This is a genomic window from Mycobacterium sp. NGS59 (assembly GCF_059812345.1).
The window spans coordinates 40748-66866 of the sequence record NZ_JCALCN010000005.1 but is presented as its reverse complement, the minus strand read 5'-3'; the positions used below and the strand labels follow the sequence as shown (position 1 = coordinate 66866).

Genomic DNA, 26119 nt, shown 5'->3' with positions numbered 1-26119 from the left:
CTCGGCGTTCGCGTGATTCCTGCGAACAACAGGCGTCAGGGGGCAGGCGTTCCGTCGTTGCCGGTGGCGCCCGGGGGACCTCCGAGTGGGCCTCCACTGCCGCCCGCACCGCCGAATCCGCCGGTGGTCACGCTGAAGCCGGATGCGTCACCGCCGTCACCGCCGTTGCCGCCACTGGCCAACGGTGCAGTGCCATCGCCGCCGTCACCTCCATTGCCGCCGGTGGCGGCTGCAAGGGACGGGTCCCACCAGCTGTTTGCATCGCCGCCGCGGCCCCCGGCGCCGCCGCCCGTGCCCCCGTCGCCACCGTCGCCGCCGCGCCCACCGGTCGCCGTCCCCAACGAATCGGGGTCGTCGATCGACGCCTCGCCACCGGCACCCCCGTCCCCGCCGGTACCGCCAGTTCCCCCGTCGCCGGCGGCGCCACCAGCACCGCCGGTGGCGTCACCGGTTCCCGAGCTGCGCGCAGATCCGCCGGCACCGCCGTTTCCACCGCCCGCACCGCCGGTGCCGCCGAGAGCGCCACTGTGGCCGGTGGCGTTCCCGGCGCCCTCGGTCTGCGCGTCACCGCCGGAGCCGCCCGCGCCTCCGCGGCCGTCGACGCTGTTGCCGCCGATGCCTCCGGCGGCGCCGGTCGCGTTTGCCGCCGAGTCGGGGGTCAGGACTTGCGCATGGCCTCCGTCGCCCCCGGCGCCGCCGTCACCGACGGTTCCGGTACCGCCGGCGCCGCCGACGCCGGGACGCACGTTGCCGCGTCCCAGAGTCGCCGCGACACCGCCGTCACCGCCGTCACCGCCGGTGGTGCCGGCGCCACCTGCGCCACCGGCACCCCCAGTCGCCGTCGCGGGGGAATCGGGGTGCCCGGTTCCCGCGCTGCCCCCGTTCCCACCGTGCCCGCCGGTGCCCGTGGTGCCGCCGCCGGTGCCGGCAACACCCGCACCACCGAGGGCACTTCCGGTCCCGTAGGTGACGGCGTCGCCACCGTGACCGCCGGAGCCGCCGCCCGCAGTGCCCGTACCACCGATACCGCCGGCCCCGCCGACGACATCAACGAGCGAGCCGCCGTTGTCCACGTAGGCTGCACCGCCACCTCCGCCGTCACCGCCGGTCCCGGTGGTGCCATTGCCTCCGGCACCTCCGGCGGCGGCAATGACCTCGCCCGTGCCTTGGGTCAATGCGACGCCGGCGGTACCGCCGTGACCGCCGCTGGTCCCTGAACCGCCCGATCCTGCCTTGCCGCCGGTGGCGACGCCCGGCGACTCGGTGTTTTCTATCAGCGCGGATCCGCCGTCGCCGCCATTCCCGCCGACGCCGTCGGTGCCGCCGTCGGTGCCGTTCGCACCGGCACCGCCGGTGGCGTTCCCCGTTCCTTGGTGGTACACGTCGCCGCCGTGACCACCGGCACCGCCACCGGCAAGTCCGCTCCCGCCCTTGCCGCCGGCACCACCGACAGCGGCACCGGCCCCGGAATGGTGGGCCTCACCGCCTCGGCCGCCGGCGCCACCGGTACCCGTGGTACCGGCGCCCCCCTCGCCTCCGGTACCGCCGGTGGCCTTACCGGTGCCGTCGCTCTCCGAGACGCCGCCGGTCCCGCCGTCGCCGCCGCCGGTACCCGTTCCGCCGGTGCCGCCGGTCCCACCGGTTCCGGAATCACCCGCGGTGCCACCGCTACCGCCGCTGCCCGCCGCACCTCCCCGGCCGGCGGTCCCGCCGTCTCCGCCACGACCGCCGATGCCGGCGTCGACGCCGTCGCCGCCCTTGCCGCCGGTGCCGCCGATACCTCCGGTGCCGCCGTTTCCGTTGGTGCCTCCGTTGCCGGCGCCGCCGACGCCGCCCACACCCCCGATGCCGCCCTGGGTGCCGGCTCCGCCGTCGCCGCCAAATTCCGTCCCGGTGCCGCCGTCCATTCCGGTGCCGCCGGTGCCACCGGTGCCGCCGCTCCCGCCGGCGCCCATGCCGCCGGGCACCGCACCGCTACCGCCGATGCCGGCTGCACCTCCCTGACCGCCCTGGCCGCCGGTGCCCGCTCCGGATCCGGTGTCGGAAACACCCTGGCCGCCTTGGCCGCCCGTTCCGCCGGTGCCGCCGATCCCGCCGTCGCCGGCGCCGCCGCTCGCTCCGGCACCTCCGCCGAACAACCCTGAGGCACCACCGGCACCGCCGGCCCCGCCGACTCCGCCGGTACCGCCCTGACCGCCGGCTTTTCCGACGCCCCCGGTGCCGTTCTCGATACCGGCGACACCCGCTGCCCCGGCCGCGCCGGCACCCCCGGTGCCTCCGACACCGCCCAGCCCGCCCGCACCGCCAGCCCCGCCGGCACCCCACAGCATCCCGCCGTTACCGCCTGCGCCGCCGGTCCCTCCGGCGCCGCCCGTGCCGCCCAGGCTGCCTGTGGCGCCCAGCGCGCCGGTCAGGCCCGTCCCACCGGTGCCCCCGCGACCACCGTTGCCGAACAACCCGGCGTCGCCACCGCGTCCGCCGGCCTGCCCGGGGGCGCCGGACCCCCCGTCGCCGCCGTTACCCCACAGAATCCCGCCGGCTCCGCCGTTGGCTCCGGTCCCCGATGCGCCGTTGCTGCCGTTGCCCAGCAGCGGGCGTCCCAACAATGCCTGGGTGGGCGCGTTGATCACTCCGAGCACCAGCTGTTCCACGCCAAGCGTCTCGGCCGTCGCGTAAGCATCCGCGCTGCTGGTCAGCGTCCGCACGAATTGGTCGTGCAGTGCTGCGGCCTGGTTGCTCAGTGACTGATAACTCTGTCCGTGGACGGAGAAGAGGGCCGCGATCGCTGCTGATACCTCATCTTCGGCCGCGGCCAGCACCCCCGTGGTGGCTCCGGCGACCGCTCGATTGGCCGTGCTGACCGCCGAGCCGATCCCGGCCACGTCCGTAGCTGCCGCCGCAACGAACTCGGGGAATGCGATCACATATGACATGAAGAGAACCTGACTTTCTCTGGGTCGAAAACGTGTCAATAGGGACGGGGAACCGCTACCGCATTACACGGACAAACACGTGCTGAGTTGGTGTGGGAAACGACGAAACCTGGGTCGAGACGAAGACCGGTACATCTGGAGAATTGCGTATCGGATCGTAACTCCGCGACTCGGTACGCACTAGGTTTACCCGGAGATTGTTGCCCCTTGATTTGACCGTTGAAATGGTCTAAAGCAGGGTTTTTGAACTGCAGTTTCTTGCTCAAGACGCAAAAGAATGTTTTGCGGGTGGCGTGGCGATTCAAATATATCTCGCCTATGAATCACGCAGGTATTCAATATGGCCAAGAATGGCGCAGCCAGCAGCGTCAATCCGCTGATTCGATACCTAGCTGGGGTTGACGCCCATGTCCTCGCGTGCCTGTTGCGACGCGGCCTGCCAGGACACCGCCGCAGGCAGCGTGCCCCAGACACTGTTGAAGATTCCGACGATCTGACTGCTGGACTCCAGGAAAACCGGTCCGCCGGAGTCACCCTGCTGCGTCTGCACGCTGTTGGTCATGGTGAACCAGCCGTTGTTGATGCTCTCCACGGTTCCGCAGGTCTCCCCGGTGGTGATGCCGAAATGGCAGACCGCCTGCCCGGGCGACACCGCACCGGCGCCGGAGCGCAGCGCACGCCCACCCGGCAAGATGTCGCTTGCCGCAACACCTTCGGCCAACGCAATCGCCTCGTAGTCGGCGATCAACTGGTCAGTCGCCACCGTGGAACCGGTAGGGGTGTTGTCCCGGAACGTCGTCATGCGCCCGATGATGTTGTTGTCTTTGTCGTAGACGAGTCCGCTGCCCCGGCAATGCCCGGCCGTGAACGCCGTTCGCGACCGGGTATCGACGAAACCCAACGTGCACACGTGATTGTCCTGATGGATCTCCATGCCGGGGTACGCCGTCACGGGATTGGCGTGGCCGGTTGCCGGGGTGAGACCCCAGCTCAGTCCCGCAAGAATCACCGGTGCGATCAGCGTGCGCAATGCCAGGCGGCTCACGACCGTTCCCTCCCTCTGTGACAAAGCGCCGACCGGTAGGTGCGGTCACCGCGTTATATCCCCGACACTGAAGCTTTCGTGAAAAGTGGCCGCCGCGTTACCGAGATGTGGCCAGCGGCGCGGCCGCATCGGGCTGCTCGGCCCGGCGCGGCGCCCAACCGGGCGGGCCGAAAACGTAACCGAGCCGGTCCCGCAGCCGTCGCGCCGATCGCCAGTCCCGCGCGATCGCCGCATATTCGTGCGTCTGCAGCTTCCAGATGTTGAACGTGTCAACCTGTTTGGTCAGACCGTAGTGCGGACGGAACAGCTCCTTCTGAAAGGTGCCGAACAGCCGGTCCCAGATGATGAAGATCCCGCCGTAGTTCTTGTCCAGATACGGCTGGTCCATGCCATGGTGCACCCGGTGGTGGGACGGGGTGTTGAAGACGAACTCGAACCACCGCGGCATCCTGCCGATGCGTTCGGTGTGCACCCAGAACTGGTAGATCAGGTTCAGCGACCAGCTGAAGAACACCATCCAGGGCGGCAGGCCCAGCAACGGCAACGGCAGCCACATCAGGATCTCGCCGCTGTTGTTCCACTTCTGGCGCAACGCGGTGGCAAAGTTGAAGTATTGGCTTGAGTGATGAGCCTGGTGGGTAGCCCAAATCAGCCGGACACGGTGGGCGACACGGTGATAGAGGTAGTAGAGCAGGTCGACACCCAGAAAGGCGACGACCCACGTGTACCACTTGGTCGCAGGGAGGTGCCATGGAGCGACATAGGCATAGATCGCTGCGTATCCGAACAGCGCCAGGGCTTTCCAGGCGGCGGTCGTCGCGATCGACACCAATCCCATCGAGATGCTCGCCATCGAATCCCGGGTGAGGTACGACCCGGAGGACGGCCTCGGATCCGCTGGGATTGCACCGGTCTCTTCCGACTCGAGCTTCTCCAACTTGCGGGCCGCGGCCCACTCCAGCGTCAGCAGCAGCAGGAAGAAAGGAATCGCAAACAACACCGGATCCCGCATCTCCGCAGGCAGTGCCGAGAAAAAGCCCGTCAAACCACTCACAATGGACAGATTACTTAACGCCATGGCCCCTCACGAAAAGACGACGAACTGAAGGCGAGGATGATCCGCCCGATACCCAAACCTCGCGTCGCCGAGCGGCTGCTGCGCGCGTCCGGCGTCCGCAACCGGCTGTTCCCGACGGCCAAGCTGGAATATTGGGCGGCCCATCCGCGTCCGCCCTACTGTGGGCGGCCGTCGAAGCTGGTGCTGAACAAAGTCGAGGTCACCCGCACTGACCTCAGCGGTCGCCCGGTCTATCAGGTGACCCCCCGACACATCGCTCCCGACGAGCTGGCCGGCCACGTGCTCTACCTACACGGCGGCGCATACGTGCTCGATCTGCTGCCACACTTTCATTGGCCGGCCATCGCCAGGCTGGCCCACACGCTGCGCCGCACCATCACCGTGCCGATCTATCCGATCGCCCCCGAACACAGCTACCGCCAGGTATTCCCGTTCCTGCTGCAGGTCTACCGTCGCCTGCTGGATGCGCAGGATCCGAATTCCATTGCTTTCATAGGAGATTCGGCTGGCGGCGGGATGGCGTTCGCGCTGTGCCATGCGGTGCGTGATGCCGGGTTGCCGCAACCCACCGACGCGCTACTGCTCTCCCCCTGGATGCACCTGGGGCTGCCGGACCCCGAGGTGCTGACGGTCGCCAAGATCGACCCGTTCCTCAACGTCGACGACCTGCGCGCGGCCGGCCTCCGCTACGCTGCCGGCGACCCCCTCGATCACCCCCTGCTCAGCCCGAGCATGGGACCGCTGGACGGGCTGCCGCGCCTGTCGGTCTTCACCGGCACCCACGACGTGCTCAACCCCGATGCGCGGGCCTTCCGCAAGCGCGCGATCGGCGAGGGTCTCGACATCGGCTGGTACGAACTCGAGGGTGGCATGCACACGTGGATGTTGCTGCCCGGCCATAAGGCCAAAGTGACCCTGGGCCAGATCCGCACGGTGTTGTCCGGTTGATCCGGGTCGTGGTGATCGGCTCCGGTTTCGCGGGGTTGTGGGCGGCGCTGGGGGCTGCGCGCCGCCTCGACGAACTCGGCGTCGCGCCGGGGACTGTGGACGTCACGATGCTCAGCGCCACAGCATTTCACGACATCCGGGTGCGCAACTACGAGGCGGACCTGAGTGCTTGCCGCATCCCGCTCGGCGATCTACTGGAACCCGTGGGTGTCGGGCACGTCCCCGCGGAGGTGACCGCGATCGACACCGACGCCCAGACCGTGACCACCGCTGCCGGCGCGACCTATCCGTATGACCGTCTGGTTCTTGCTTCGGGCAGCCGACTGAGCAAGCCCGACCTGCCTGGACTGCGGGAGTTCGCCTTCGACGTCGACACCTACGACGCAGCACTGCGACTGCAACACCACCTGCAGGAGCTGGCCGGCCGCCAGGCGACGGCCACGGTGGTCGTGGTCGGCGCCGGGCTGACGGGGATCGAGGTCGCCTGCGAACTGCCGGGCCGATTGCGTGCCCTGGGACTGACGCCGCGGGTGCTGCTGGTCGACCACAACGTGATCGGCTCCGACATGGGCGCCTCGGCGCAGCCAGTCATTGCTCACGCGTTGTCGGACAACGGTGTCGAGACCAGGGCAGGAGTAGGGGTATCGGCGATCAGCCCGCACGGGGCGTTGCTGTCCTCGGGTGAGCAACTCGCCGCGGAGACGGTGGTGTGGTGCGCGGGGATGCGCGCCAGCCCGCTCACCGAGCAGTTACCCGTGACCCGCGACCGGCTGGGGCGGGTGGCCGTAGACGATCACCTGCGGGTCATCGGGGTACCGTCAATGTTCGCCGCCGGCGACGTGGCTGCCGCCCGGATGGACGAGGACCATCTGTCGGTGATGTCGTGTCAACATGGGCGGCCAATGGGGCGCTATGCCGGTTACAACGTGATCAGCGATCTGTTCGACCAACCGTTGCTGACACTGCGGATCCCTTGGTACGTAACGGTTCTCGACCTCGGAGCCGCCGGGGCGGTCTACACCGAGGGCTGGGATCGCACGTTAGCGGCCCAGGGCGCGCAGGCCAAGGCGACCAAGCAGACGATCAATACCCGGCGGATCTATCCCCCGCTGACGGGACGTCGCGACGAGTTGCTGGCCGCCGCCGCCCCCGACCTCCAGGCCCGGCCCTGATCAGTCGGACTGCGGATTGGGCAGCGTGGGACTGCTCTGCTCGCCGGCATACCAGTGCACCGCGTACACCCCCGGCTGCAACGACAGTTCGCCCACCAGCCGCTCCAGCTTGGCGGGCGAATGACCGTCGACCAGCACGTGGGCGGTCAGTGCGATGTTGTCGTCACCGCCCTGGCCGGTGTGGATCCCGCGCAGGATGATGTCGTTGCTGCTGGTGTGCTGCACGATCTGGGCCCGGGCATATTTCGCGGACTTGGGACGACAGATCACCTGCACCTGATAGGGCTCGAGACTTTCGTCTTCCTGGCCGGAGTTGTCGTGATCGATGAGCCGTCCCAGCGGGCGGCCCAGCAGGTGGATGACGACGACGCTGCCGGTGGCGATCAACGCGAATACCAGATGCCCGGATGCGGCCAGCACCCCGACCGCCGCGGAGCACCACAAGGTGGCGGCGGTGTTGAGCCCGCGGACGTTGGCTCCCTCGCGCAAAATCACCCCGCCACCGAGGAATCCGATGCCGGATACCACGTAGGAGGCGACCCGGGTCGGGCTGCTGTCCTCGGTGGCCGCGGCGTACAGCACGAACAGCGTCGCACCGGCGGCCACCAGCGCATTGGTGCGCAACCCCGCCATCCGGGCGCGCCATTGGCGTTCGAGTCCGATGAGCGCGCCGCACCCGACTCCCACGGACAGCCGGAGTGCGAAATCGGCAATGCTCAACGTCTGCACCGCACCACCCCTGTGTTGATCGAAACGGACTGCTACATCACCGACCGGCAGCCAATCAGCTTCGGGTTAACACCAGGTGGAGCCCAGGCGAACCGGGGTCTCGCTAGAAGTAGCCGCCCTCGGGTTGTCCCAGATGTTCGGGACAGTAGGTGTTCGACGCAATGGCGGTGAACAGCGCCGCGCCATCCAGAGTGAGGGCCGGATTCTGGTTCTTCACGTCGGTCAGCACCTGCAGACCGGTTTCACCGTTGCGCATCAATCCGCACACCGCTTGGGCGGACGTGATGGCCTGGGCCGGATTGGGAACGCTGATGCCGGCATCTCGCAGGGCGGCCAGGAACGACGCGTCGTCGCCTCCGGGGTCGGCATGGGCCGGTGCGGCGACAGCGACCATCGCGACCACGCCGAAAACCGCTGACAGAAGTCTCAACAGCTACCCCTGCCCCTCGGGCAACATGATCTTGGGTTTGTCCCCGTTGGAAACGTGCACCGCGTGAATGCCGGGCTTCTTCGACAACCTCTCCAGCAGACCGTCCAGCCCGGCCTTGTCGACGTTCCAATGCTGCACGGCCTCGGGCTCCTGTTGGAGCTTCGCGATCACGCTGTCCAGCTTGACCGGCTCTACGGGTCCCTTTCCGCCGTTGGCCCGGGCCCTTGCCCCGCTGCCGCTGAAGACCTGGGCCGCCACGCTGCCTGCGGCACCACCGGTCAGGCTGCCCAAAGCCATCTGGTTGACGAGGTCGGCCGGGATCGCTGCTGCCGGTGCCGCGGCCATGCTCGTGGTCGGCAACACGTCGGACACCATCCGGATCGCTGGTGTGGCCGATGCCCAGCTCGGTGGCACCGACAACTTCCCCACCACGTTGGCCTGGCCGGTACCCGCCGATACCGCGTTGGTCAGGCCGGCCGACGGCGACATTCCCAGTCCCGCTCCCAGAGCCGACTTCGGGATGTCCTCCAACGGCGGCTTCCAGAACAGCTTGAACTCGGTCATGCCGAGGTTGGGGATGCTCATGATGTCGTTGGCCACCGTGCTGAACCGGCCGATGTCGGCGAAGGTCCCGAAGATGTTTTCCCATGTCGTGGCGGCCACCGGGGTGCCCGTCAGGGCATTGAGGAGCTGGCCCATGGCTTGCATGTACGAGCTGCCGCCGCTGCCCAGAGCTTCGAAGACCTGCAGGACGATGTCGAACGGAAAAACCGGTGCGGCGGTCGGCGCGGCCGTCGCAGCCGCGGTCGCGGCCGCGGTGCCGGCGGCCAGGGCGCTGGACTGACCGACCGCAGCCTGCTGGTTGGCGAGGCCGACCGGGTCGGCGACTTGTGGTGGGTTGGTGTAGGGCTCGAGTCTGGCGGCGGCCGCCGACGCACTCGTGTAGGCGAACATCGCCGCGGTGTCCTGCGCCCACATCTCCCCGTACTGCGCCTCCAGGGCGGCGATGGCAGCGGTGTTCTGGCCGAAAATGTTCGTTGCGACCAGCAACGCCACCTCGCTGCGGTTGAGCGCGATCTCCGCCGGCGGTACCACCGCGGCGAAGACTGCCTCGTACGCGCTGACGGCCGCTTTCGCCTGGTCGGCCGCCACCTTGGCCTGCGCCGCCGTCGCTGCCATCCACGCCACATAGGGGGTAGCGGCCGCCGCCATCGCAGCTGACGACGGGCCGGTCCACGACTCGTTGGCCAATCCGTCGACGACCAGACCGTAGGAAGCCGCGGTGGACTGCAGTTCGGTCGCCAGCGCGTCCCAGGCCGTGGCGGCCGCGAGCATCGGGCCCGCGCCGGGGCCGGTGTAAATCTGCCAGGAGATGATCTCCGGTGGCCGCACCGCGAAACTCATCAGCTGCGCCTTTCGTGTGCTGAGGTCATCGGTCAGTCCGCCGGTATCACGATGATGGTCGCCGTGGTGGCGACGTCCTCACCGGCGGCAACGCCGCCGGTGATGCTCGAGGCGCCACTACTGGTGGTGCGGATGCTGGCGCCGGCCAGCGCGCGTCCAGCCAGGCTCGCCATGGCCATTTCACCGAACAGGCCGCCCTCGGCCGCAGCGGGGATTGCCGGAAGCGCACCCGCGCTCGCGCCGGGCAGCATCGATGCCATGGTCCGCATCACCGGTGCCGCAGTCACCCAGCCTTGCGGCACCGAGAGCGACCCGACCAGCGTGGACTGCCCCATCGCGCCGGACACGCCCGCCGGCACCGACGCGACGTAGCCGCCGCGCAGCGGCGACAGACCCGCCAGCGGCTTCCCGCCGGAGTTCAGGAGTGAAGCGACCCCGGGCGCATTCTGCGACAGCCCCAGAATCTGCCCGGCGAACAACCACCAGCCGCCGAACAGGACGAACCCGATGATGGGACTGTAGGCGCCGGTGATCGCAGCGAAGAACGGCCGGATCCCGACGGCGAACGGGTAGATCGCTTCGATCACCGAGCCGACGGGGGTCGTCGCCGCCGGAGCGGCTGCCGCCGGACCCACGTCTTGCAGTGCGTTGGGCACCGCGGTCATCAGTTGGGACAATCCCGACTGGATCTCGGAGGCAGCGGCGGCCTCGGATACCGCCGCGGTTTGCCTGGCCGCGCCGGAAGGGTCGGTGGTCTCCGGTGGTTCGGTGAACGGCGTCAACTGCGTAGCGGCCGCCGAGGACGCCGCGTAGGCGTACATGGCGGCGGCGTCCTGCGCCCACATCTCTGCGTACTGCGCTTCGGTGGCGGCGATCGCGGCGGTGTTCTGCCCGAGGATGTTGGTGGCGATCAACGTCATCAGCAGCGCGCGGTTGGCCTCGATGACGGGCGGGGGCACGGTCGCCGCGAACGCGGCCTCGTATGCGCCCGCGGCGAGTTTGGCCTGGGCGCCCGTGTGCTCCGCTTGCGTCGCTGTCGCAGTCATCCACGCGATATACGGCGCGGCCGCCGTCGCCATCGACATAGCTGCCGGCCCGTGCCACGAGCCGACGGCCAACCCGTCGACCGTCGAGCTGTAGGCCGCTGCGCTGGAGTGCAACTCGGCCGCCAATGCGTCCCACGCGGCGGCCGCAGCCAGCATCGGTCCGGATCCTGCCCCCAGATACATTCGTCCAGAGTTGATTTCTGGCGGCAGCGCCCCGAAGTCCATCTATTCCCCTCCGGTCCCTCTGTGCCAGCCATCGTAATCACGGGTTTGCCACTGCGCCGGGGGGCTTGCCGAACTCATACGAAACTCACCAGCTATCCCAATAGCGCTCCGCATGATTCCACGCCTGAAGCAGCAACCGCATGGCCCGGGAGGCATCGAATATCCTCGGTACAACGGCAATTGCCGACCGTATATAGCGGGCAATTCCGGCCGGCGATTCGACGCGTGCGGTTCCTTTTCCGAGTTAATTCGGCGAAGAAATATCCATTGACGCCAGCAAAGCCGCGCCGGGTCTCTTACAGATAGATGTGGGAAATGCCGATTACCGGTCAGCTGCGGACGAGCTGTTGTGGGCAATAGTATCTGGCCGAAATGACGGCGAACTCGGCCGCAGCGTCCAGACTGAAGCCCGGGTTGCGCTTTTTGACGTCATGTACCAGCTCGAAGCCCGACTCCCCGTTGTTCAAGCAGGTGCACACCGCTTGGGCGGACCCGATCACCTGTCCGGGATTGCTGTAGCCGATGTCGGCGTCACGCAACGCGCCCAGGAAGCCCGCGTCGTCGCCTGGATCGCCGTATGCCGGTGCAGCAAGGCCGATCATGAGGCATGCCAGCACCGGCGCCATCACCATTCGCGACACGAGTTCTCCTCTTCGTCAGCCTGACCGGGCGTTCGGCGGTCAGAGTTTGGCTCTGTCACCATTCGTCAGATGCACGGCATGGATGCCGGGCATTTTCGCCAGATGTTCCAGAAGGCTGTCCAGACCCTCCTTGTCCACGGTGTGGTGCTGGACGCTGTCCGGACGCTCGGAGATCCGCGCAACCATGCGCCTGAGCATCTCCGGCGATTTCAGATCGTCTGTGACCGGCTTGAGGCGACTGCGCGCACTCGTCGCCGGACGCAAAGCGCCGGCGCCCCAGGCGCTTCCGGCCATACCCGCCGCCGACATCGAACTCAACAAGGTGCCCTGCCCGAGTTCGGCGGCCGGCACAGCTTGCGGTCCGGCGGCAGACAGAGCCGCGGCAACCGTTCTGATGGCCGGGGTGTTGGCGGTCCAACTGGGCGGCACCGTCAGCGCTCCCACCAGGGTGCCGCGTCCGAAATTGGCTGTAGCGCTAGGAGATATGCCGCCGGTGAGCCAGCCGCGACCCCAGTGCGGCGTCAAGCCGCCGCCCAGCGCGTCCTTGGGCAGTTCGCCGAGTGCGGACGCCGACTTCGGGCCGAATTTGAGGAACTGCGATGCCGGAAAGTTGGCCAGCAACCCCACGTTGTTGAACTGGGTGCTGAAACTCAGCGGAACCTTCACCGCGGAGTACAGCGTCGTGAAAGTCGATGCGCCACTTGACCCGAAGAGGCCGTTGAGCAGTCCGGTGACCGTGGTGGTGTAGTCGGTGCTGAGGTCGGCCAGCACTTCCAGGATCCCCGATACCGGATTACCGGCCGACAGGATCGTTTGCGCGGCCGTGCCTGCCGAGGTACCCGCGGCCCGCCCGGTCGCCGCGGCCTGGTTCGCCAGCCCCGACGCGTCGACTATCTGCGGTGGCTCGACGAACGGGGTCACTTCGCTCGCTGTCGCGGACGAGGCCGCATAGCCGTCCATCGCGACGGCGTCCTGTGCCCACATGTCGCCGTACTGCGCCTCGGCCGCGGCGATCGCCGCGGTGTTCTGCCCGAATATGTTCGTCGCCACCAGCGAGGCGAGTTGACTGCGGTTGGCGGTGATCTCGGCCGGCGGCACGTGTCCGGCGAAGGCCGTCTCGTAGGCGGCGACGGCGGCGTTGGCCTGGCGCGCGGCCTGGGCGGCCTGGGCGGCGGTGCCGCTCATCCAGGTCACATACGGTGTCGCCGCGGCGGCCATGGCCACCGACGACGGGCCCACCCAGGGACCGCTGGTCAGATTCGCGATCACCGCCGCATACGACGCGGCGGTGGCCTGCAGGTCGGCGGCCAGGCCGTCCCAGGCGGCCGCGGCGGCGAGCAGGGGTCCCGATCCCGGCCCGGTGTACATGCGGCCCGAATTGACCTCCGGCGGAAACGCTGCGTAGAACATCCCCGGTCACCCCCTGCCTGGAAGCTGCATCGAAATCAGTCCTCGAGCGGCGGGAGCACGAAGATCATGGCTGCCGCCGGGTCGGCCTCCGCGATGACACCGTCCAGCGACGTCGCCACGGCAGCACTGCCGCCGCGCGAGCCGCTGATCGCAGCCGCGAGCCCGCGCCCGGCAAGGCTGGACAGGGCCATCTGTCCGAACACGCCGGCCTCCGCGGCCGGCGCGGCGGCGGGTACTGCGGTCAAGGTGCTGGACAGTGCTGCGGTAACGGCTCTCATCGCCGGTGCCGCCGTCGTCCAGCCCTGGGGCACCGACATGCCGCCCACCAGGGCCGCGCGGCCCATGGTGGCCGCGGCCGGGCTTGCTGCCGACGACAGATGCGGACTGATCGACTCTGCGATCGGTGCCAGTGCGCCGGTGACTGGTTGTGCCGGTGCGAAGAAGGATTGCAGTCCCTGCACGTTCTGCGCGGAGGCGTAGAGCTGACCGAATGACAAGAACGGGCCACCCGGAATGGAAGTCCAGCCCTGCAGCGAGAACGGGCCGGTGAGGGTCCCCATGATGGTGTTCCAGTTCGCCAGATCGTCACCGAGCGCCGCGGGCAGCGACACCGCGGCCGCGGAGTTACCGGTGATCTGAGCGGTCGTCGCCGCCTGCGCCGCGGTGCCCGACGCGTTGGTGGTTTGCGGCGGCTCGGTGAACGGTGTCAATTGGCTGGCGGCAACCGACGTGGCGGCGTAGTCGTACATGGCCATGGCGTCCTGGGCCCACATCTGCAGATAGTGGGCTTCGGTCGCGGCGATGGCGGGGGTGTTCTGTCCGAAGATATTGGTGGCGATCAGAACCGACAGCTGCGCGCGGTTGGCGGCGATCACCGGGGGCGGAACGGTTGCCACAAAAGCGGTTTCGTATGCCGAGGCGGCGGCGTTGGCTTGTGCGGACGCCTCCCCGGCGCGGACGGCGGTGGCGTGGATCCATGACACGAAGGGTCCGGCCGCGGCGGCCATCGCCATCGCCGTCGGGCCCTGCCACGACCCGACGACCAATCCGTCGATCACCGATGCGTAATTGACTGCGGTGGTGTGCAATTCGGCACCCAGCTCGTCCCAGGCCAGTGCCGCTGCCAGCATCGGACCGGCGCCGGGACCGGTGTACATGCGCCCGGAGTTGATCTCGGGCGGCAGCGCTCCGTAGTCCATGCGTAGCACCCCCGTATGTCTTGCCGGCTGTGTTCGTGTCGGTGCGCTGCAGCGTCGCCGCGCCGGTAAGGGTTCGACCCCGTGAAATTCGCTTCAGGCTTGGGCCTGGCAAAAGATATGCTCACGGAGAGTTATTTTCGCGGCGTTCCGCTGACGTAATCGCGAGGTAAACGAGGGATCTCCGCGCCGCCTGACTGGTTGTGAACTCACCGCAACGTTTGTTAACCGGCAAATACAAAGTCTGCGACGGAACCAATTTTTACCGGGATAAATGCACCGAATGTGTGCACGGAAATCAAGAAACGTCGACGACCACGAAAATCCGTTTAGACGAGATCGGTTCGAGCGTCGTGCTCTGCATTCGGCGTCAACGCCGCCGATCACATCAAGGCAGTCGTGATCGCTCGGTTTCACCGGTGAAGTGATGGTGGTCACTGCCCTGACGCGCCGGCACGCCGAAGGCAACGACAACGGCAAACCACCGTTTGCTGGGAAGGGCGCTACGGGTCGAGGTAGCGCCCGCGCCGCGTCATCCCGCAGCCGGCGAGCGGGCCACCACGGTGGGCCGGAACCCGTACTGTGGGACGGCCCGACCGAAGGACTGGCCCGCGACGTTGCCCAGCGGAACCCCGGGCATACCTGGGGTGCCTGCCGGCGGTGGGGCGATCATGGGCGTCCCCCCGAGAGCCGAATGCAGCGGGCCGGCCACCGGAGCGGTCGCGGTCCACCCTGGCGGCACCGAGAGCCTGCCTATGCTGCCGGCATTGCCGGCCGCCGCCGTGGCCATCGGGCTGATCCCGCGTACGGATTCGAGCGATGCAGTCTCACCGACCGCCGCAGGAAAGACGTCCGCGGCGGTGCCGGCCACGTCGGACATCGCCGAGGCACCGAACAAGCTCGACAGGGTCCCGACGGTGGAGCCCGGCGTGAAAATGCCCGTCGACGTGATCGTGTTCCAGATGTTGGCGTTGGGACCCCACACCTCCAGAAGGTCGCCCCAGCTCGAGGACCCGGTTCCGGTCAGCAGCGTGTTCGCGACGTCCGACAAGCCCGCACCGCCGTCGGCGCCGGACAGTCCCTGCAGTGCGCCCGGTACGGCAGACATCAGCTGTGAGAGCGTGCTGTGCGCTGAGACGGCTGACCCGCCGACCGCTTGGTCGACCGCCGCGGCCTGCGCCGCGAGTCCGCTGGCGCTGGTGGCCTGCTGGGGTTCGACGAACGGGCTCAGCTCGGTGGCTGCCGCCGCCGAGGCTGCGTAGCCGTACATCGCGGCGGCATCCTGCGCCCACATCTCGAGGTAGAGGGCTTCGGTCGCGGCGATCGCGGGAGTGTTCTGACCGATGACGTTCGTGGCGATCAGTGCCGCCAGCTGAGCCCGGTTGGCCGCGATCAGCGGTGGGGGCACGGTGGCGGCGAATGCTGCTTCGTAGGCCGCCATCGCGGCTTCGGCTTGCGCGGCGGTCTGCTCGGCCTGCGCCGCGGCGGAGCTCAACCAGGCCACGTACGGCATTGCCGCGGCGGCCATCGATGCCGATGCCGGGCCGAACCATTCTTCCCCGGTCAGCGCGGACAGCACCGCGTCATAGGCCAGCGCGGTGGCACGCAGCTCAGCAGCCAACCCGTTCCACGCCGACGCAGCAGCCAGCATCGGCGCCGACCCGGCCCCGGCATACATGCGCGCGGAATTCACTTCGGGCGGCAACGCGGCAAAATCCAGTGCGGCGGTCATCGGTGCCTCCTCGGCCGGTCGAGGGACGCCCGGGCGCGGTGACGGCACCGGGCGACCCGAGATGTCGATTAACGGGGCCGACTCGGGTCGCCGAAATAGCAATTCTGCGGTTATTTCCGCGCGCACCAATTAAGCGCATCGCAAAGACGGCGAGCGCTCGTCGCGTTTATCGGAAACAGCGATCAGATTGCGAAAACAATGCCCGGGTCGGATCGAAACGAAATGGTCTTCGATCTCGGATAGGGACTATCGTCGGGACTCACTCCGCTCTCACCTCCTCTGGGTCGTGGCATGCGGGGATGCCGGGCGCACGACACGCAGGGATGAGGTCCGGCGGGCAGACGAGCCCAGCCGGACCAAGCACCCCTCTCGACAGAGCTTTGGCACCACACGGCGTATCCAGCGGAAACGCTGGAAGCCACTTGGGCTCAACCCTTAAGCCGGGAAGAGCTGTCCTGACCCTGGGCGTCTTTCGACGTTCGAGGTCAGTGGCCTGTGTCCGTGCAGACGCCTCACCTAGCGAGGTGCATGCGAAAGCCATAGTGGCACTCCAAGCGCGTCGAGTCAACTCAAAACTCCGGGCATTGTGCAATTCGGCTGAGGAATTCCATACCCCGCCCGAATATGGCTTACGGGTACCCGAATATGCCGGGACTCGGGATGCCGTCGTCGGCGAAAAAATCGTTATCCGGCGGCCGGTGGACGCGGCATTATCGTCAGCTTCGCGCCGTAGCGGGGTCCGTTGCCGTAGTGGCGTGCGTAGGGACTGGCTACCGGCATGCCCGGCATGCCGGGGACGCCGGTTGCGGCCGCGGCAGCCGTGCCGGACGGGCCGGGCACTGACCCGATGCCGCTGCGATTGCCGGCCTCGACGGCCGAAGTCCAACTCGGTGGCACCGACAGCCGCCCGACCAACGACGCCTGGTTGGCTCCGGCCGCGACGCTGCCCGTAGCCGATCGGGCGACCGTCGCGCTCGACCAGGTCGCGTTGCCGGCATCGGGACCCGCCGGCGGGATCGAGTTGGCCGCCTCTTGGGCCAGTGTCACCGCGTTGACGTCTGCTATCGCGTCGGTGACCACGGGCACGAGCAGAGCCGGCGCCGGGTAGCCGGCTGAGAAGATCCCGTTGAACAGAGTGGAGTTGAGGAAGATCCCGTAGGGATTCCCATCGTTGCCGTCCAGGAAGTTCAGGACGTCGACGAGTAGGCCCGACTGGGGAAGGATGTCCAGGGGTGCGGCCGGCGCGGCGAGTTCCTGCAGCAGTTGGCCAACGGGATCGTTCGCCGCGGCTCGGGCCACCGCGACGGCCTGGTCGGCCGGTCCCGACGGGCTGGTGGTCTCGTCGGGTGCGCCGAACGGTGTGAGCACGGCAGCGGCTGCGGCGCTGGCGGCGTAGCCGTACATCGCCGTGGCGTCCTGTGCCCACATCTCGGCGTATTCCGCCTCGGTGGCCGCGATCGCCGGCGCGTTGATGCCCAGAAAGTTGGTGGCGACCAGTGCGATCAGGCGCGCCCGGTTGGCCGCCACGACGCCCGGTGGCACCGTCAAGGCGAATGCCGTCTCGAACGCGGCCGCTGCCGCCGCGGCCTGACTGGCCGTCTGCGCGGCCCGCCACCCGGTCACGCTCATCCAGGTCAGATAGGGCGCGACCGCGGCCGCCATCGTCGCGGCAGTCGGGCCCAGCCAGCCTTCGCTGATCAAGCCCGAGACCACCGACTCGTATGCTGTTGCGCTGGAATGCAGTTCGGCGGCAATCGCGTCCCAGGCCTGCATCGCGGCCAGCATCGGCGCCGAGCCGGGCCCGGTGTACATACGTAGAGAGTTGACTTCAGGTGGGAGTGCTCCGAAATCCAATACCGGCACCTCCTTCGACCAACCGTTGGACGACTGTCGGTCCAACTTCGCGGTTGCTCCCTCCTGTCATCCAGCAGCCGGCGGGCGCCCCATGATCGTCGGCCGGAATCCGTACCGCGGCGGATTACCGAAGTTGTTGCCGTACATGCCCCCGATCGGCACACCGGGTACTCCGGGCATGCCCGCCGCGGCCTCGGGAGCGACCGCATTGCTCGTCCAGCCCCCGCCCGGGTCGGCGGTGCCGGCGTAATTGGCCACGGCGGTCGCGGCCGTCCAGGTTTGCGGAACGGACAAACGACCCACCACTGCCGACTGATTGGTCGCCGCCGTCACCCCGGCGCCGGTGGTCATCGACACCGTCGCGGCGTCGGTCAACGGCGGAAGGCTGATGGGGTTGCCAGGAGCATCCGCGGGAATCGGCAGCGCGTTTCCCGCACCCGACCCCATCCCCGGCACCTCCGCACCTTCTTGCGCACCGAGCGCTACCGCGTTGATATCGGCCAACCCGGCGAACACCGCGGGAGCGACGATGGCGGGGCTGATGTAGCCGGCCGACACGAACCCGTTCACCAGGCTGGAGTTCAGGAAGATCCCGTACGGGTTCCCGTCGTTGCCGTCCAGGAAGTTCAGGATGTCGGCCAGCAGATCGGCGCCCGGGAAAGGCTCGGCCGTCGCGGCAGCGGGTGCCGAAAAGCTTTGCAGCGCAGCCGGAACCGACGACATCAGCTGCGGTAGCTCCGATTGCGTCAGAGAAGCCGCGTCGCTACCGGCGGCCGCCGTGACCGCCGACGCCTGGTTGGCCAGGCCGGCCACGTCGGCGACCGGCGCCGGCTGGGCGAACGGGCTCAGGGTCGCGGCCGAGGCGGAGTTGACGGCATAGCCATACATCGCCGCAGCATCCTGGGCCCACATCTCGCCGTAGGCGGCCTCGGTCGCCGCGATCGCGGAGGTGTTCTGCCCGATCAAGTTGGTCGCGACCAGCAGCTGTAGCTGCGCGCGGTTGGCCGCGACCTCGGCGGGCGGCACCGTCATGGCGTAGGCGGCTTCGTAGGCCCCCGCGGCCGCCGCCGCCTGCGTGGCGGCCTCCTCGGCCTGCGTTCCGGTGCTGAGCATCCACGCCATATACGGTGTGGCCGCGGCCAGCATCGCCTCCGACGCCGGCCCGAGCCAGCCGTCACCGGTGAGCACCGACAGCACCGTGTCGTACGCGGCGGCCGTCGCATGCAGTTCGGCGGCGAGCTGATCCCAGGCCGCCGCGGCCCCGAGCATCGGCGCCGAGCCCGGCCCGCAGTACATGCGCAGTGAGTTGACTTCCGGTGGTAATGCTGCGAAATCCATTGCCCACACCGTCCCTCAGCCGACCGCGGCGTCTGCCGGGGTGGCGAAAACTATTGCGGCGCAGCGGAATAATGGCATAGCCAGAAACATCGGACTTCTCCTTTTGGAGGATGATCCGACCCAGCTACGGGCCCTTGGCCGTTCTGGCGGTATCGGGATGGTGCCGATAGCCCGTGCGCCGCGACCGGATCGGGAAACAAAGGGTCATCGAATTACAGACAGGATTGGATCAGCGCGGCCCCACCTCCCGTCACCGTCCGGGCACGGGAGCGCCACCAGGGTTGCTCAATCGGGATGAAGCCGCCCGGCGAGATTTGCCGGACGCGACGACCCCGCCAGTTCTGGCCCGAATTTCACACAGCGTATCGGGCCGGGGCGGTGCCGGCAGGAAGTTAGCCGAACCCGAATTTCGGCGCGCCGCGTGCTAGCTCAGTTGCTCTTTTTCTCCGCAACCGCGGCGCTGAGTCCCTCGGCCAGGTCGTCGCGCGTCAATTCCCGGAACCGGCGCAACTGCGCCTCGCTGAAATCGGTGAGGTCGCTGTTGAGCACCGCGTCCAGGTCTTCGTCGTCGAGCCGGAAATTGCGGTGATCACGAGCCTTCTCCACCACATTTCGCACGAAACCGGCGTTACCCAGCATGTCGATGCCCCGGATCAGGTCGCCGTCCTCGGAGTACGTCTCGTCGAGGTAGAACTTGGTGTACGACGGCAGCAGGATCGCGACCTCTTCGTCGGTGATGACGTCTTCGTTCTCGTTACCCATCAGCTGGGTCAGCGCTATCAACTCAGCCGGCGTGTAGCTGTAGAACTCGATGACCGTCGAAAAGCGCCGCCGCAGACCCTGATTCACTTCGAGCATCTTTTCCATGGCCTTGGCGTAACCGGCACCGAACACCACCAGCTCGTCGCGGTGGTTCTCCATGTACAGCAGCAGCGTGTTGATGATCGCGTTGCCGTACGGGTCGCCCTGCGAGTAGCCCTTCTCGTGCAGCGTGTGCATCTCGTCGAAGAAGACCGCGCCGCCGAGCGCACCCTCGAGCATCTCTTCGGCGTTTTTCTCGGCGTCGGCCATGTAGCGGCCCAGCAGCTTGGTGCGGCTGGTTTCCACCACCAGCGGCTTGCGCAGCACTGTCAATCCACACAGTTGCTTGGTGAAAGCCCTTGCGACCGAAGTCTTTCCGGTACCCGGCGGTCCCAGCAGCAAGGTGTGGCGCGAGGTCACGGGGACCGGAAGTCCCATCTTGGCGCGCGCCATATTCACCTTGGTGGTGGACTTGATGAGTTTGATTTCCTTCTTGGCCTGCGCCATGCCCAGCATCGCGTCCAGCTCGGCGTCACCCTCGGCGAGGTACCGCGCGGCTTCCTCGGCGTGCCGGGCGGCTTCGGCCTGTGCCCGGGTCGGCGCGCTGTCCGGATCCCAGGGATCCGTTCGGGCCTCGATCGTTTCCGGGTCGGTGAGGACCAGGCGAAAGTTCGGATTGTCCAGAGCCTCACGGGCAGGAGTGAACTTCGCGTCGCGCGAATACACGCGGCGCAACAGTTCGACTGCTTCCTCTTCGCGGCCGACATGCCGCAGACACATGCCCTGGGTGTACAGGGCGATGTTGGCCGCACCGGGCACCCGGTCCCCTTCGATGGCTTCCTGACCGCGGCGGAAAGCCTCCTCGAAGACGCCGAGCGAGGCCAGCGCCGTGGTGGCCATCGCCGCACCGGCCGCCTTCAACTCCGGATGCCGCCACGGGGTCGCCTCGGGGAACTGCACCAGCACATCCGGCCAGCGTTTGGTGCGGAAATACAGCACCCCCCGCACGTAGCTGACCAGCTCGGTGTCGAACGGGTGCCGCGGTTCGGTGGCGTCGAGCAGATCGGCCGCCTCCTTGTACCGCTTGTTCTCGGCCAGCACGGCCGCGTACGCGCAAGCCAGCGAATCGACACTGGTGACGGCTAGGCGCAGGAACAGGCCGTCGGACACCTCGGGGCGAAACTGCAGGTCGGTGACGCCGAGCCGGCGGGTTTCCCAGCCGAAAGTCCGCACCGCCGCCCAGGCGCCGGCAAGCACCTCGATGCTCTGGTCCCCGGACAGGATCCGCGCCAGCCACGCGTCGCACATCGCGGGATCCAGCGTGGTGGCGGTGGTGAACATCTGCGATGCCACCTGCGGATTGTGACTGGGCTGCAGTCCGTTGACGGAGATTCCCGATGCCAGCAATCCGGCGACCATCGCGTTGCGGGCATCTTCGGCAGTCGACTGCGCGCGTGTCATTGTGCTGCTGAGCTGGTGACGTGCTCCGCGTCAGGACCGAGTGGCAACTCCAGCTCGTCGTGGTCTCGAAGGTCGCGGCTCGGTACGACCAGTTGCGCCCGGGTGGACGGCGCCGGCAGGCTGCCCCGCACGGCCGCCAACTGGCGACCCGTGAGTCGGTTGAGTCCGGCCGTGAGCTCCCTCGGCAGTCGGGACTCGCTGTGATAGCGCACCCATGCCGACAATTGAGGCCGGCCCGCCCGTGTAGTCAGTCGCACAGTAACCACCGTAGCCCCCACTTCGGGTGCGTCGGACAGCCACAGTTGGTTCAGCGTCTCGGTGTCGATGTAGGCCGGGCTCACCCAGAAGCTGGTCACGAAGCCGTTGAAGTGCTTGAGGTGCCGCCACCCGGGCCGGCTCCAGGTCGGTTCCAGGTCGGCAAGCACTGCGCTGTCGACCTCGGCCAGCTCGTCGGCGGTCAACGGACGCGCTGCGCAGCTCTGTCCGTCCAGATCCTGGACCAGCCGCTCGGCGGCCGCCACCAGAGTCGCTGCCAGGGAGTCGCGACACAACACCGCACCCACGTTGCGCTGCGGGTCCATTCGCAACACCAACCAGGTGCGGCGACGGTCGGTGCCGGGCCGCTCGCCGGTCGCCTCGTTCGCGCCCCACCCTTCCGGGCCCCACTCCTCCAGCGAGGCCGACGCCCGGGCGGCTTCCGCGCCGCCACGCACCTCCACGGAGACGATGTCGATAGCGTCGAGATGGACATCGAACTGCTGCAACCCATCCGCGACCGCTGCCACCGGCAGGATCGCCGCCGATCCCGACGCACGGTGGCGATGGCGACCGGGGTGATCGCTGTCGGCGCCGTCGACCTCGATCACGGCGACCAACTGGCCGCGGTACTCGCGCACCCCGACCGTGTCGCGCCCGAAGCGGCGCTTGAAGTCGGTCGCCGGCGTACAACCCGCGCCCAGGGCGGTGCCGGGGTCCGCGGACCAGTCCCACAGCCAGTTCGCCACCGCCGATGTCACCGTGATGCCGTGGTAGGTGACGATCGACAACAGCGTCACCAGCACCGCAAGGCCCACGCCGACCCACCAGGCCACCCGGTTGGGTCCCTGCCACGACTCGGGGGCGTGACTGGCGAGCACCAGGATGAGCACCACGACCAGGAACACCGCGGTCACGCGCGGCCACGACAGGGACAACCCGAGCTTGCGCTGAGCCTTCATCGTTGTTTCCGCGATCGTCGCATCAATGTCGCTGTACCGAACACTGCTCCGCCTATCAGTAATGCCGCGGCCAGGCCCCCGGTGGCCACCCACACCGGCGCCATGTTGCGCGGAGGAGGCGCTTTCGGCAGCGACAGCGGCGCCGAGAGTTGTTTGGGTGCTTGGGGCGGTCCTTGGGGGACATCCCATGTCAACGCCGCGACCGGGTCGATGACACCGTATCCGACCTGGTTGTCCACCCCGCGGGCGGGCGGCCGGGCCGTGTGGATGAGTCGTTGCATGACCTGATACGCCGACAGCTCGGGGAACTTGGCACGCACCAGCGCGGCGACCCCCGACACGATCGCCGTGGAAAAGCCGCTGCCCTGCGGCGGCAGCAAATTGTTTTCCTGACCGACGATGGCGTTGACCAGAGCGTCGTCGCGATTCGAGAAACCCATGACGTCGTCTCCCGGCGCTGAGATCGAGACCCAGGGACCGGCGATGCTCACTTGCGGCAACGGCTGACCGCCGGGGGTACTACCGTTTGGGCTGGTGACGGCGCCGACGGTGAGGACGTCGTCGCTGAACCACGAGGGCGTCACGACCGTGCTCACGCCGCTCCAGTTGCGTGGGTCCTGGGGCGAGAGCGGATCGAAGGCCGGGTTCTCTCCCTTGCAGTCTTTCCCACCCTTGTCTCCAGCGGCAGAGACGATCAGCGCGTTCTTTTCGACCGCCGCATAGTGCACGGCGGCTCCCAGGGCCCGTTGATCGATCGGATTGCGGGCGCTGATGCAGATCACTTCGGAAATGTTGATCACCGAAGCACCCATGTTGGCAGCATGAACGATCGCGCGTGCCATCGTCTGGATGTCGTCGATCTTGGCCGCGGTCTGCGGGTCCGCATCGCCGGTGTAGGCATCCTTCAGCGAGAACGCCTGGCTGGACTGCCGAATCGAAATGATTTCAACATCAGGCGCGATTCCGCTGAAGGCGTCGGAAGCTGCCCCGGTCGACTCCGGAGGCGGTGCCGCCGCGGGTGTGGGTGATGCCGGCGACGGCGACGCTGAGGTGGAGGTCGACGGTGACGGCGAGGCCGAGGCCGTCGGCGACGGGGAGGCCGAGGTCGTCGGTGCCAGCGGGCGCGGATGATCGACGGGTTGCACCCTTCCGCCGCCGGAGTAACCCGGAATTGTCACGGTACCGCCGCCCCGGTTGGCCGACGGCGCCTGGCCTGGCCCGGGTGCCGGGCCGGGCGGAGCCCCATCCGACGGCGACGGCGGGGGTGCCGGGATCATCGTGATGGTCGGGCCGGGCACCGGAGAAAGTGTCACAGTCTGCGGTGGTGGCGGTTTTTCCTGCGTGGGTACAGTGACCGGCCGGCGCGGTGCCGCTGGCGGAAGCGCTGCCCCACTGGCGGTCGCCCCGCCGATCATGGATGCCACCAAGGTGCCGTGCGCGTCACAGTCCGAAAGCCCATCGCCGCCGGCCATCACATAGTCGCCACCCGCAACGAGCCGCGGCAACCTCGGGTGCGGAGTCACGCCGGTGTCGATGACCGCGACCTTCACCCCTTCGCCGCGGCCGAATCGCCACGCCTCGGTGAGATTCAGCATCTCCATGTATCTCGGCGGCACTTTGAAGTTCGTACCGGGCAGCACCCCGACCTCGTTGCAGTACTTGTCCTGCTTCATCGGCGCGACCGGCCCGGGCGGGCTGTCGGGCGGGATGGCCCCGGGGTCGAACGGCGGCGGTGTGATCGCGTATGCGGGCGGCAATCCGGCGAGTGCCCCGCCCGCAAGGACCATCGCGGCGAGCGCCGCGCTAGTCGCACGGCGCCGCCACCGCCGACCGCTACCGGTAGCGAATTGCTGCATAGACGTTCATCAACCACAACGCCAGCGGGAAGATCGGTATCAGGCACAGATACTCGATCCATTCCACGAACTTGCGGAACAGCGGACTGTAGACGGTGTTGGGCACCACCGCGGCAGCGGTCAGACCCGCCGTCGGGAGCGCCACCAGGACCGCGGCGGCGATCGACACCGACAACGGCGACGACAGCACCAACGCGTATCGCACCGCCACGGCCGCGATGATGATCACCCCGGTGGCGGCCAAGGTGATGGCCTGCCAGCGGTCGACGTACGAGCGGCCCCGCAGCAACAGGAACCCGGCGGTGAATCCCGCCAGCAACAGCGGCAGCCAACGTTCGTGGGTGTGCGGGTTGCTCAGTGCGGTGAGGCAGACGACCGTCAGGACGCCCAGACCGATCAGCAGGCCAGAAAGGAACGACCGGGCCCGCTCGGCCTGCAGCAGCACGTCCCGCACCGAGGCCGGTCCTTCCAGGGTCGGCGGGCCGCCCTCGGACCGGACCACCGTCGTCGGCAGGTCGGGCCGCGCCTCGAACACCCACCGGCTGGTGGCCGACGGGAACACCGGCAGCCGGATACCGGCCAGCCGCCGGGCCAGCGCCGGCGCCGCGTGGTACAGCAGGACGCTGGCCAGGACCAGGCAGCTCATCAGCGTCACCGCACTGGTGGCAGCAACCATCCGGGACAGGCTGGCCAGGGTCGTCAGCGCGCTGATGGTCACTATCGCGGTGTAGATCGCCAGTCGGCGACCGGTGAACCGCAGCGCCAAAGCCGCCGCGACGGTCAGGACACCGAAGCCCAACACCGCCTGCGGCGAGCCGACCGGCCCGGGTGGTGCCGCCGCGGACGCGATCGTGAGCGGCACCAGCCCGCTCATCAGCAGAATGTCCGCGACGCGACGCTCGGCGTCGGTCTTGGCACGCATCAACAGCAGCACGGACACCGCGAGCACCAGCACGCCGACGATTCCGGCGAAGATCGTGGTCAACCACGTGTTGTGGTGCCAGCGCCACCAACCCAGCACGCCGGATGCCAGCACCACGCCGGTCGCCACCATCGACGCGCCGACCTGAAGGGCCATGACCGGGTCGATCGCGGCGAATCGCTTGCTCAGGTTCGCCGAGACCGCGGTGGAGATGTGCTCGATGACCTGCGAGCGGTGCTCGGCGTCCGGGATGAACCGGATCCACAGCCGGTCACCGTCGAAGACGTCCTGCTCAGTCAGCGACTGGGTGGCGCGCAGGGGCGTGCCGTCCACCAGGCACAGTGCCCAGCGGCCGCGGCCGGCCGCTTCCAACGGCGTCTCCCCCAGCTCCCGCAGCCGGCTGTTGACGACCTTGAGCAAGGGGTCGGTCATCACCGAGACCGGCGCGTTGGCATCCAGCAAGACCCCGATCTGGACGCCCTCGCCGGCCATGATGCCGATGACGACCGCCCTGGGCGACGAGACGCCCTCAATGTCAGTCTGTGGCGCATCAGCTACTGCGGTCATCGTCCTGCACCCCCTGTCATGGCGATTGTGTTGGCCCGTGAGTTGCACCGAGTCGGTGTCGTCCCCGAGGCGCCCGCGACGCCACTCCCTTGGAGCTGCGGCCGGAGTGAATCC

The 26119-nt window shown here is 68.2% G+C and carries 19 protein-coding genes and 1 riboswitch; of the genes, 2 read left to right on the top strand and 17 right to left on the bottom strand.

Going from position 1 to position 26119, the window contains the following annotated elements; genetic code table 11:
* Positions 1-35: 35 nt before the first annotated feature.
* From AC5Y46_RS08130 to AC5Y46_RS08120, 3 genes are all read right to left on the bottom strand, one after another.
* Entirely contained in the window at positions 36-2933 is a 2898-nt protein-coding gene (locus tag AC5Y46_RS08130) for a PE family protein (RefSeq protein WP_499942437.1), read from the bottom strand.
* A gap of 388 nt (positions 2934-3321) precedes the next feature.
* Entirely contained in the window at positions 3322-3978 is a 657-nt protein-coding gene (locus AC5Y46_RS08125) for an Rv1815 family serine proteinase (protein ID WP_499942439.1), read from the bottom strand.
* Positions 3979-4075: 97 nt separating this feature from the next.
* The gene (locus tag AC5Y46_RS08120; RefSeq protein WP_499942440.1) at positions 4076-5032 is read right to left on the bottom strand and encodes a sterol desaturase family protein; all 957 of its coding nucleotides are present in this window, start codon (positions 5030-5032) and stop codon (positions 4076-4078) included.
* A 60-nt stretch (positions 5033-5092) separates the two neighbouring features.
* On the opposite strand from AC5Y46_RS08120, the gene AC5Y46_RS08115 reads away from it, so the two are divergent.
* A complete protein-coding gene (locus AC5Y46_RS08115; protein WP_499942441.1) occupies positions 5093-6004 on the top strand; it encodes an alpha/beta hydrolase fold domain-containing protein in 912 nt (303 codons plus the stop codon).
* Positions 6001-7176 (top strand): NAD(P)/FAD-dependent oxidoreductase, encoded by a 1176-nt coding sequence (locus tag AC5Y46_RS08110; RefSeq protein ID WP_499942443.1) that lies wholly within the window; start codon positions 6001-6003, stop codon positions 7174-7176. The genes AC5Y46_RS08115 and AC5Y46_RS08110 overlap by 4 nt, the downstream gene beginning before the upstream one ends.
* On the opposite strand, the gene AC5Y46_RS08105 is transcribed toward AC5Y46_RS08110, so the two are convergent.
* The 14 genes from AC5Y46_RS08105 to eccD all read right to left on the bottom strand — a co-directional run bounded on the left by AC5Y46_RS08105 (position 7177) and on the right by eccD (position 26005).
* The gene (locus AC5Y46_RS08105) at positions 7177-7905 is read right to left on the bottom strand and encodes an MgtC/SapB family protein (protein ID WP_499942445.1); all 729 of its coding nucleotides are present in this window, start codon (positions 7903-7905) and stop codon (positions 7177-7179) included.
* A gap of 103 nt (positions 7906-8008) precedes the next feature.
* Complete coding sequence (locus AC5Y46_RS08100) at positions 8009-8299, bottom strand: DUF732 domain-containing protein (RefSeq protein WP_499942852.1); 291 nt, start codon at positions 8297-8299, stop codon at positions 8009-8011.
* A gap of 39 nt (positions 8300-8338) precedes the next feature.
* A complete protein-coding gene (locus tag AC5Y46_RS08095) occupies positions 8339-9739 on the bottom strand; it encodes a PPE family protein (protein WP_499942447.1) in 1401 nt (466 codons plus the stop codon).
* Positions 9740-9771: 32 nt separating this feature from the next.
* The gene (locus AC5Y46_RS08090; protein ID WP_499942449.1) at positions 9772-11010 is read right to left on the bottom strand and encodes a PPE family protein; all 1239 of its coding nucleotides are present in this window, start codon (positions 11008-11010) and stop codon (positions 9772-9774) included.
* Positions 11011-11339: 329 nt separating this feature from the next.
* Positions 11340-11642 (bottom strand): DUF732 domain-containing protein, encoded by a 303-nt coding sequence (locus AC5Y46_RS08085; RefSeq protein ID WP_499942854.1) that lies wholly within the window; start codon positions 11640-11642, stop codon positions 11340-11342.
* Between the two features lie 48 nt (positions 11643-11690).
* Entirely contained in the window at positions 11691-13061 is a 1371-nt protein-coding gene (locus tag AC5Y46_RS08080) for a PPE family protein (RefSeq protein ID WP_499942451.1), read from the bottom strand.
* 35 nt (positions 13062-13096) lie between these two features.
* Positions 13097-14260: a PPE family protein gene (locus AC5Y46_RS08075; RefSeq protein WP_499942452.1), complete on the bottom strand. Its 1164-nt coding sequence runs from the start codon at positions 14258-14260 to the stop codon at positions 13097-13099.
* A gap of 529 nt (positions 14261-14789) precedes the next feature.
* Positions 14790-15989, bottom strand: coding sequence for a PPE family protein (locus AC5Y46_RS08070; RefSeq protein ID WP_499942454.1), 1200 nt, complete (start codon positions 15987-15989; stop codon positions 14790-14792).
* Between the two features lie 357 nt (positions 15990-16346).
* A riboswitch (M-box (ykoK) riboswitch) is annotated at positions 16347-16520 on the bottom strand.
* A gap of 153 nt (positions 16521-16673) precedes the next feature.
* A complete protein-coding gene (locus AC5Y46_RS08065) occupies positions 16674-17843 on the bottom strand; it encodes a PPE family protein (protein ID WP_499942857.1) in 1170 nt (389 codons plus the stop codon).
* Between the two features lie 66 nt (positions 17844-17909).
* Complete coding sequence (locus AC5Y46_RS08060) at positions 17910-19181, bottom strand: PPE family protein (RefSeq protein WP_499942456.1); 1272 nt, start codon at positions 19179-19181, stop codon at positions 17910-17912.
* A gap of 429 nt (positions 19182-19610) precedes the next feature.
* The gene (eccA, locus tag AC5Y46_RS08055) at positions 19611-21443 is read right to left on the bottom strand and encodes a type VII secretion AAA-ATPase EccA (protein ID WP_499942458.1); all 1833 of its coding nucleotides are present in this window, start codon (positions 21441-21443) and stop codon (positions 19611-19613) included.
* Entirely contained in the window at positions 21440-22660 is a 1221-nt protein-coding gene (eccE, locus tag AC5Y46_RS08050; RefSeq protein WP_499942460.1) for a type VII secretion protein EccE, read from the bottom strand. Before eccE ends, eccA begins: the two co-directional genes overlap by 4 nt.
* The gene (locus tag AC5Y46_RS08045; RefSeq protein ID WP_499942461.1) at positions 22657-24516 is read right to left on the bottom strand and encodes a S8 family serine peptidase; all 1860 of its coding nucleotides are present in this window, start codon (positions 24514-24516) and stop codon (positions 22657-22659) included. Before AC5Y46_RS08045 ends, eccE begins: the two co-directional genes overlap by 4 nt.
* Positions 24494-26005 carry a type VII secretion integral membrane protein EccD gene (gene eccD / locus AC5Y46_RS08040; protein WP_499942462.1) on the bottom strand — a complete coding sequence of 504 codons (1512 nt, stop codon included), beginning with the start codon at positions 26003-26005 and terminating at the stop codon, positions 24494-24496. The genes AC5Y46_RS08045 and eccD overlap by 23 nt, the downstream gene beginning before the upstream one ends.
* Positions 26006-26119 lie beyond the last annotated feature (114 nt).